Here is an 8691-nt window from a genome sequence, read left to right as displayed (position 1 = left end):
CCTTCTAGGGGGAAATAAAACAAAATTATTCACTGTTTCAATCCTCTTCCTTTTATGGAGAGGTAGCCATCAAGCCCTAAACTGTCAACTGTCAACTGTCCCAGGTCAACTGAACTATGCCGTTAATTCGCGTTCCCAAACCTTGGGAAATTCTCGACTCACAAATTACCTCAGAAACAGCTTTTCTTAACCGCCGTCGGTTCATGACCAATTTAATCGGGGCTGGCGTGACTGCTTCGCTGCTGCCGCTGACTGGCTGTCAAAGCAATACAGGCTCAAAAACAGCTTTGGATAAAGGCTCAACCCAACCCTACGCTGGATTGACCCGGAATCCAAACTTCGCAAAAGTCGATCGGGCAATTACCGACGAAGCCTTATCTACAAAATATAACAACTTTTACGAATACGGCGGCACAAAATCTATTTGGCAAGCGGCCCAAGCTTTGTCAACCGAAAACTGGAAAGTAGAAGTAACTGGTTTAGTAAACAATCCCCGCACCTACGATATTGACGACCTCAACAAAAAATTCCCCATCGAAGAACGAGTTTATCGATTTCGCTGCGTAGAAGCCTGGTCGATGGTAGTTCCTTGGGTCGGATTTCCCATGAAATTATTGATGGCTGATGTCGAACCGAAATCTAACGCTAAATTTGTGCGCTTTACCTCATTTTACGACTCAAAAATCACTCCCGGCCCCGGTTTGATGTCGCAATTTTATCCTTGGCCTTACACCGAAGGTATGCGGATTGAGGAAATGGCTAACGATTTAGCTTTTTTTGCGACAGGTTTGTACGGGCGGCGCCTCCCCAAACAAAATGGGGCGCCGCTGCGGCAGGTGATTCCCTGGAAATACGGTTTTAAGGGCGCAAAGTCGATCGTTAAAATTGAATTTGTCGAAAAACAACCCGCCACTTTTTGGAATACCATCGGCCCCAACGAATACGCTTTTGAAGCCAATGTCGAACCCGACAAACCGCACCCCAGATGGTCGCAAGCCAACGAACGGGTAGTAGGCCCCGGTAACAGTTGGTCGTGGGAAACTCGCCCGACTTTGCCCTATAACGGCTACGGTGAATATGTGGCAAGTCTTTACAGTTAGGGAAATTTCACACCCCGATCGGATGTACGATTGAAACCGCGTCTACTCTTCAACCCGCACTCCTGGCGTGAGTGTCTGTATAAACGCGGTTTCAACCGCCCGATGTTATTATAAGTTAATTTCCAGTTAAGAAAAAAGGAAAAATATGCAATGCTTGAAATTCCCGGCATTCAAACATTAGATAAAATATACGAAAATTCTACTTCAACAGTTTATCGAGCTATCAGAGAACAAAATCAACAGCCAATTATTCTCAAACTGCTCAACGAAGACTATCCAACTCCCGCCGAAATCGTCCGTTACCGACAGGAATACAAAATTCTTCAAACCATCAACCTGCCAGGAGTCATCAAAGCCTACGATTTACAAAAATATCGAAACACACTCGTTCTAATCTTAGAAGATTTTGGCGGTTCCTCCTTGAAAAAAATGCAGGAACAGCAAAGCTTTAGCCTGTGTGAATTTCTCAATATCGCCATTCAAACCGCCGCAATTATAGGACAAATTCACGCAGCAAACATTATCCACAAAGACATCAACCCCGGCAACATTATTTTCAACCCAAAAACCGGGAAAATCCAAATCATCGACTTCGGAATTTCCACGCAATTAACCCGCGAAACTCCCACCCTAAAAAATCCCCATATTTTAGAAGGAACTTTAGCTTATATTTCACCAGAACAAACCGGGAGAATGAACCGTTCTCTCGATTATCGTACAGATTTTTATTCCCTCGGCATTACTTTTTACGAACTGCTAACTAACCAGTTACCTTTTGACACCAAAGATGCAATGGAATTGGTACACTCTCACATTGCCAAACAGCCATTAGCCATCGAGCAAATTCAGCCAAAAATTCCTGCGGCAGTTTCAGCAATAGTTATGAAATTGTTAGAAAAAAATGCCGAAAATCGCTACAAAAGTGCTTGGGGAATTCTAGCAGACTTAGATAAATGTCTCCGTCAATTGCAAACCACCGGAACTATTTTAGAGTTTGCTTTAGCTGAACAAGATATTTCTGATAGATTTCAAATACCTCAAAAACTATACGGGCGGGTGGCACAAGTCCAGGATTTGCTAGCAGCATTCGAGCGAGTTGCAAACCCAGAACACAATTTTTCTGGAACCGAAATGATGTTAGTTACTGGTTATTCTGGTATCGGCAAATCATCGCTAGTACAAGAAATTTACAAACCAATTACTGAAAAACGCGGCTATTTTATTTCCGGCAAATTCGATCAGTTTCAGCGCGATATTCCCTATTCAGCGATTATTAGTGCTTTCTCGGGATTGGTGCGGCAATTGCTAACGGAAAGCGCAGAAACACTCGAAGAGTGGCGCACCAAACTTTTAACTGCATTGGGTGCAAACGGTCAAGTAATTATTGATGTAATTCCAGCAGTAGAATTGATTGTTGGCAAACAGCCACAGGTAGCCGAATTGAGATCGAATGAAGCACAAATTCGGTTCTATTTTGTGTTTGAAAAATTTATCCGCGTCTTTTGTTCGCAGGAACATCCTTTGGTGATTTTTCTGGACGATTTGCAGTGGGCTGATGCGGCAACTCTCAATTTAATTCGATTGATGGTGGCGGATACTGACACGCAATATTTATTGATGATTGGAGCCTATCGGAATAATGAAGTTACTTCGCATCATCCTTTAATAATTACTGTAGACGAGCTGCAACAAGAAGCAGCGATAATTAATTTTATTCATTTGGAAAATTTAAAGTTGGAAGATATTAGTAATTTGATTGTTGACACTTTGCATAGTGATGCTCATTCTGTGCAATCGTTGGCAAAATTGGTGTTACAAAAAACTAACGGCAATCCTTTTTTTGTGAATCAGTTTATGAAAACTCTGCATTCAGAAAATCTGATAAATTTTAAGTTTCCGGAGTCTTCAGATACAGGCACGAAGGTAGGAAATCTCGGAGAAAATAAAGGCGATGCAGGGTTTTGGCAGTGGGATATTGCTCAAATAAAAGCAATAGATATCACTGACAATGTGGTGGATTTAATGGTAAATGAGTTAAGAAAATTGCCAGAAGCAACACAAAATATTTTGCGTTTAGCAGCTTGTGTAGGGGCATATTTTGACTTAACTACTTTGTCAAAAATCTGTGCAAAATCGCCGGATTTGGTTTTTGATGATTTGAGTCCGGCACTGGAAGTTGGTTTAATTTTTCCGGTGTCTGAGTTGGATATTGAACTGTTGTTTGAAGAATACAAATTTTTGCACGATCGCGTCCAACAAGCTGCTTATGCTTTGATTGACGAAGGACATAAAAAAGCGGTTCATTTGCAAATAGGTCGCCTGTTATTGGATAATACTGACGGTGGAGAGTTGTCGGAGGAACTGTTTGAAATTGTCGATCAGCTCAATCTGGCGGCAGGGGCGATTGAAGGGGCGAGAGAATGGGAATTACCACTAAGGATCGATCGCACGGAAACAGATAAAATTGCTAAACTCAATCTTTTAGCTGGCAAAAAAGCTAAATCTGCTACAGCTTATGCGGCGGCTGTCAAGTATTTGAGTTTTGGGATCGAACTTTTGGCGGCGGATAGCTGGGAAACTGAATACAGTTTGACGAGAGAGTTGTATCTGGAAGCTGCGGAATTAAATTATCTGATCGGCAATTTCGAGCGATCGCAATTTTTGATACATTTGGCACTGCCGCAGTCGCGCTCGGCTGTGGAAAAAGCTGATTTGTTCGATCGCCTAATTACCCTGCATACGATGTTGGGTGAATACGATCGAGCCATTGAATTTGGACGCCAGGGCTTGCATTTATTGGGGGTTCATTTGCCGCAAAAACAGTTGCAGCAAGCGCGCAAAGCCGAACTGGCCCAGGCTCAGGCGCAATTGGGCGATCGGACAATTGCTAGTTTGCTGCACGTGCCGGAAATGACGATTCCCGAAAAAATAACCGCGATGAAACTTCTAGATAAAATTATTCCCGCGAGTTTATTTTCTAATCTAATACTTTACCAATTAGTTGTTACAAAATCTGTCAATCTTTCTCTAAAATACGGCCCGGTGCCGGAATCATCTTACAGCTACGCTTGCTACGGGTGGATTTTGTCGGCTGCGATAGCTGATTGTCGATCGGGCTACGAGTTTGGGATGCTAGCTCTCAATTTGAGCGATCGCTTTCACGATTTGACGCAAAAATGCAAGGCATCGTCTATGGTTGTCGCTCATTTAAATCACTGGATACAGCCTCTGAAACTGTCTGATTCGATTAGCAATAACGGCTATCAAGCGGGGCTAGAATCCGGCGAATTGCAATTTGCAGGTTACATTCAGCTTTACAACATGATGTATTCTATCGTGCAGGGCAAAAATCTTGCATCTTTGCGTGTAGAAGTGTGGAATTTCCTGCTATTTAACTTTAAAACTAACAATCAAATCGCTACAGATTATTTACTCGGCTGTCAGCTAGCACTGTTTAATTTACTGGGAGAAACTTCTGATTCTGAGGTTTTTTGTAACGGTGAAATTAGCGAGGGGCAATATTTAGAGCGGTGTGCCGATCGCGGCAGTTTGTTAGCGATTTGCTGCTATCAAATTTTGAAATTTCAGGTTTTGTATTTGTACGGAGAGTATGCAGCAGCTCTCAGTTATGCTGTGGAACTTTCTGAGAAAAAATTGGGTTTGGCGAGCGGCACAATTATTGTAGCAGAACATAATTTTTATTACTCGCTAACTTTAGCTGCACTTTACGCGCAAGCTTCCAAGGGCGATCGCCAAAAATACCTGAGAAAGTTGAAAGCCAATCAAAAACAGATGAAAATCTGGGCTGATAGCTGTCCCGAAAACTTTGAGCATAAATACTTATTGGTAGCGGCCGAGATGGCGCGGATTGGGGGTAAGGAGATGGAGGCGATCGATTTGTACGATCGAGCGATTGCTTCAGCCAGAGACAGCGAGTTTATCCAAAATGAAGCATTAGCCGCAGAATTAGCAGCTTATTTCTGGCTGAGCAAAGGTAAAGCAGACTTTGCCCAAATTTACCTCAAAAAAGCTCACTACAACTATCTAATTTGGGGCGCTAAACGCAAACTAGAAAAGCTAGAAACAAATTACCCAGAATTATTAATAAAATCCGCCTCAGAAACTCTATTTTCCGAGACTAGGACACTAACTATCGCCAGCCACTTAAACACCCGTGCTTTAGGAAGTTCAGCTTTAGATTTAGCTGCGGTAGTGAAAGCCAGCCAAGCCATTTCTGGCGAAATTGTCCTAGATAAGTTGCTGGCTGCTTTGATGAAAATACTGATCGAAAATGCCGGAGCACAACGAGGCTATTTAATTTGGCGTTCCCACTCAGAGTCTGGCGACAATTCCGCCGGGGAATTGCGCATCGAAGCTGCTGGTGCGATCGATTCAGACAACATACCAGTATTGCAGTCAATCCCTATAGAAAATAACCTGCCAGTATCCATCATAAATTATGTCGAGCGCACAGGAGAAACAGTAGTTTTAAATAAAGCATTTGCCAGCAAAAACTTTAACACTGACCCCTATATCAAACTGAATCAAAGCAAATCAATATTGTGCGCCCCTCTGCTGAACCAAGGTCAACTTATCGGCATAATTTATTTAGAAAACAACCTGATCGCAGGAGCATTTACATCAGACAGATTAGAACTGCTGAAGGTCTTATCTACCTCCGCAGCCATCTCGATAGAAAATGCCAGACTTTATAATAACTTAGCCGAGTCCAACCGCACCTTAGAAACAAAAGTAGAAGAACGCACATCGGAACTCGCTTTTGCTAAGCAAAAAGCCGAAGTAGCCAACGAAGCTAAAAGCAGCTTTTTAGCGAACATGAGTCACGAATTGCGCTCTCCCCTCAACGCCATACTCGGCTTTTCTCAAATCATGCTCCGCAGCCACGATCTGCCCAAAGAACATCAAGAAAATGTCAGCATCATTATTCGTAGTGGCGACCATCTGCTAACTTTAATTAACCAAGTATTAGATTTATCAAAAATTGAAGCAGGTCGCACTCATCTCAACTATAAAAACTTCGATCTCTATCAGTTTATGGACGATATTGAAGATATGTTTCATATCAAAGCTGAAGAGAAAAAACTGCAATTAGTAGTAGAATACAGCCCCGATCTTCCCAGATACGTGCGCGCTGATGAAGTTAAATTGCGACAAGTTTTAATAAATTTACTCAACAACGCTCTCAAATTTACTGAAGCAGGAGGAGTTTCAGTAAAAGTTAATCTCAAAGCAGAAATAAGCAGGGTAAACGAATTGAAAAATGTTAACGTCGCGGACAATTCGCAAAATTCAAATCTGCCTGCAAATTTCATTGTGGAATATTCAAAAATTAGCCAACTTGAAAATATTAGCGATTTAAATTCTGCATCTTCGTGCTTCCTGATGTTTGAAATATCCGACACAGGCCTCGGTATCGCCAACGATGAATTAGATATGGTTTTTGAAGCTTTTGTGCAAACTAAAACTGGTAAAAACTCGCAAGAAGGAACTGGTCTGGGAATGCCAATTAGCCGCAATTTTGTAGAGTTAATGGGCGGAAAAATGACTGTCAATTCAGCAGTTGGAGTTGGTACAAAATTTGAATTCGACACTCGAATTAGTGTCATAAATTCCAGGGAAATAGAAGGCAAAAAGGCTGCCGTACAAGTAATTGCTTTGGCACCGAATCAACCGAAGTATCGAATTTTGATTGTTGATGACAAACCCAGTAATAAATTGCTGCTTCTCAAACTGCTTTCTCCTCTCGGTTTTGAACTTAAAGAAGCCTGTAACGGTCAGGAAGCTGTTGAGATTTGGAACGATTGGGAACCGCATTTAATTTTGATGGATATGAGAATGCCAGTCATGGACGGGTACGAAGCTACTAAACAAATTAAAGGCACTGTTAAAGGTCAGGCTACTGCAATTATTGCTGTAACTGCCAGTGTTTTAGAAGAAGAAAGAGCGGTGGTTTCTTCCGCAGGATGTGATGACTTTATCCGCAAACCGTTTCGGGAAGCAGAATTATTTGATGCCCTGCACAAACATATAGGTGTGAAGTTTATTTTTGAGGAACCTGCTAGTAATAATGATTTGACTAAACTCGATATCCAAGCAGCTTTGAGTCCATCGGTTTTAGACGATTTACCACGTGAATTGCTGGCTGCTTTATTGGAAGCTTCCAGCCTCTGTGATATGAATCAAATTGAGATTTGCATAGAACAAATCCGCGCTGTCAATAGAGGGGCGGCTGAGGCTTTTGCTTTTTTGGCAAATGATTTTGATTATGCACAGATTGTTTCTTTACTGGAAAATTATTAAGGTTAAACGGCGGTTGAAACCAGCTTTACACAAACTTTCGTCAGCCGGACGCGGACGGTCGAAAATTAGGTAATTTCAACGGCCCGTTTTTGTGAACTCTTGGACTCTCTGCCAAATTCGTTCCATCAAATCTGGCGCGCTAACATCAAACCATTCAATTTCAGGATAAGCACGAAACCAAGTTCTCTGTCTCTTGGCAAATTGTCGCGTGTGCAAAACAGTCAAATTATTAGCTTCGTCAAGGGTAATGTCACCAGCTAAATATTGTTTGATTTCCTGATATCCGAGGGTGTTCAAAAGTGGTAAGTCGCAGCCGTATTTTTTGCACAAATATTCTACTTCACTCAGCCAACCTCGTTCTAGCATTTGTTCGGTGCGCTGTTTGATCCGATCGCCCAAAACATCCATCTCGCAATCCAACCCAATCTGTAAAATAGGATAATGGGGAGGATTTTCGCCCTGCTGTTGGGAAATAGATCGCCCGGTGACATAAAATACTTCCAGCGCTCTTAAGGTTCTCACCGAATCGTTGAGGTGAATTTTCTCGGCGGCGGGGCGATCGACCTGCTGCAACATCGCATAACATTGAGATTGTCCGAGTTCTGCAAGTTGCGATCGCAATTCAGGTATCGGCGCTACCCTCGGAATCTTCAAACCCTTGACAATCGATTTGATATATAAGCCTGTCCCACCCACCAACAACAGCGGGGGAGAAAGGGGAAAATCAACATCAGCAATGATCTTTTGAGCTTGCTGCTGGTATTCTGCGAGTGTTAGAGTTTGGGTCGGATCGCAGATGTCAATTAAGTGATGAGGTACATTCGTGCGATCGCTATTTGTCGGTTTTGCGGTTCCGATGTCAAATTCGCGGTACACTTGACGGGAGTCTGCGCTCAGGATCGAAGATTTCAGTCGATCGGCCACTTCCACACCCACTCCCGACTTCCCCGTCGCCGTCGCCCCGCAAATCGTAATCAATCTAAACATAAGCCGTCGCACACTTAAAAAACATATTGCATTTCCCGATCGAAAAACCTCAAATCCTCTGCCTGACTCTCTCGATCCCGACTTTCCCTTCTCTGGCTCCACTCATTCACCGGGCTGCTGCTGAGGAATCGCGAAGCAATCTCAAAACTATTCGCCTGCGTCCCCCCGATAAATTTGCATTTAGAAAGCCCTAGCATCGCCTTTAACGGTTTTGTGCTATAATTTTAGGAGTTTTCCCATTTTAGAAGCTTTTGGGGCTTTAGGCCTCATTATTGGAGCTATT

3 protein-coding genes are annotated in these 8691 nt (G+C 42.7%); 2 read left to right on the top strand and 1 reads right to left on the bottom strand.

The genetic code is table 11. The annotated features are described in order from the left end of the window. Positions 1 to 116 precede the first annotated feature (116 nt). Both msrP and QT974_RS07850 read left to right on the top strand, forming a co-directional pair. Positions 117 to 1100 carry a protein-methionine-sulfoxide reductase catalytic subunit MsrP gene (gene msrP, locus QT974_RS07855; RefSeq protein ID WP_333467956.1) on the top strand — a complete coding sequence of 328 codons (984 nt, stop codon included), beginning with the start codon at positions 117 to 119 and terminating at the stop codon, positions 1098 to 1100. A 150-nt stretch (positions 1101 to 1250) separates the two neighbouring features. After that, on the top strand, positions 1251 to 7421 hold the full coding sequence (locus QT974_RS07850) for an ATP-binding response regulator (RefSeq protein WP_333467955.1): 6171 nt from the start codon (positions 1251 to 1253) through the stop codon (positions 7419 to 7421). Positions 7422 to 7496: 75 nt separating this feature from the next. Here the strand turns inward: QT974_RS07850 and miaA are convergent, their stop codons facing one another. Next, complete coding sequence (miaA, locus tag QT974_RS07845) at positions 7497 to 8408, bottom strand: tRNA (adenosine(37)-N6)-dimethylallyltransferase MiaA (RefSeq protein ID WP_333467954.1); 912 nt, start codon at positions 8406 to 8408, stop codon at positions 7497 to 7499. Positions 8409 to 8691: the final 283 nt, after the last annotated feature.

This window comes from Microcoleus sp. BM001215392 (assembly GCF_036700185.1).
Classification (GTDB): domain Bacteria; phylum Cyanobacteriota; class Cyanobacteriia; order Cyanobacteriales; family Microcoleaceae; genus Microcoleus.
The sequence above is the reverse complement of the archived record's forward strand: the minus strand, read 5'-3'. Positions and strand labels throughout refer to the sequence as shown.

Bases quoted from the DNA above. Each gene is read 5' to 3' on its own strand.
- QT974_RS07850 (WP_333467955.1), top strand. From the start codon at position 1,251: ATGCTTGAAATTCCCGGCATTCAAACATTAGATAAAATATACGAAAAT.
- miaA (WP_333467954.1), bottom strand. From the start codon at position 8,408: ATGTTTAGATTGATTACGATTTGCGGGGCGACGGCGACGGGGAAGTCG.
- msrP (WP_333467956.1), top strand. From the start codon at position 117: ATGCCGTTAATTCGCGTTCCCAAACCTTGGGAAATTCTCGACTCACAA.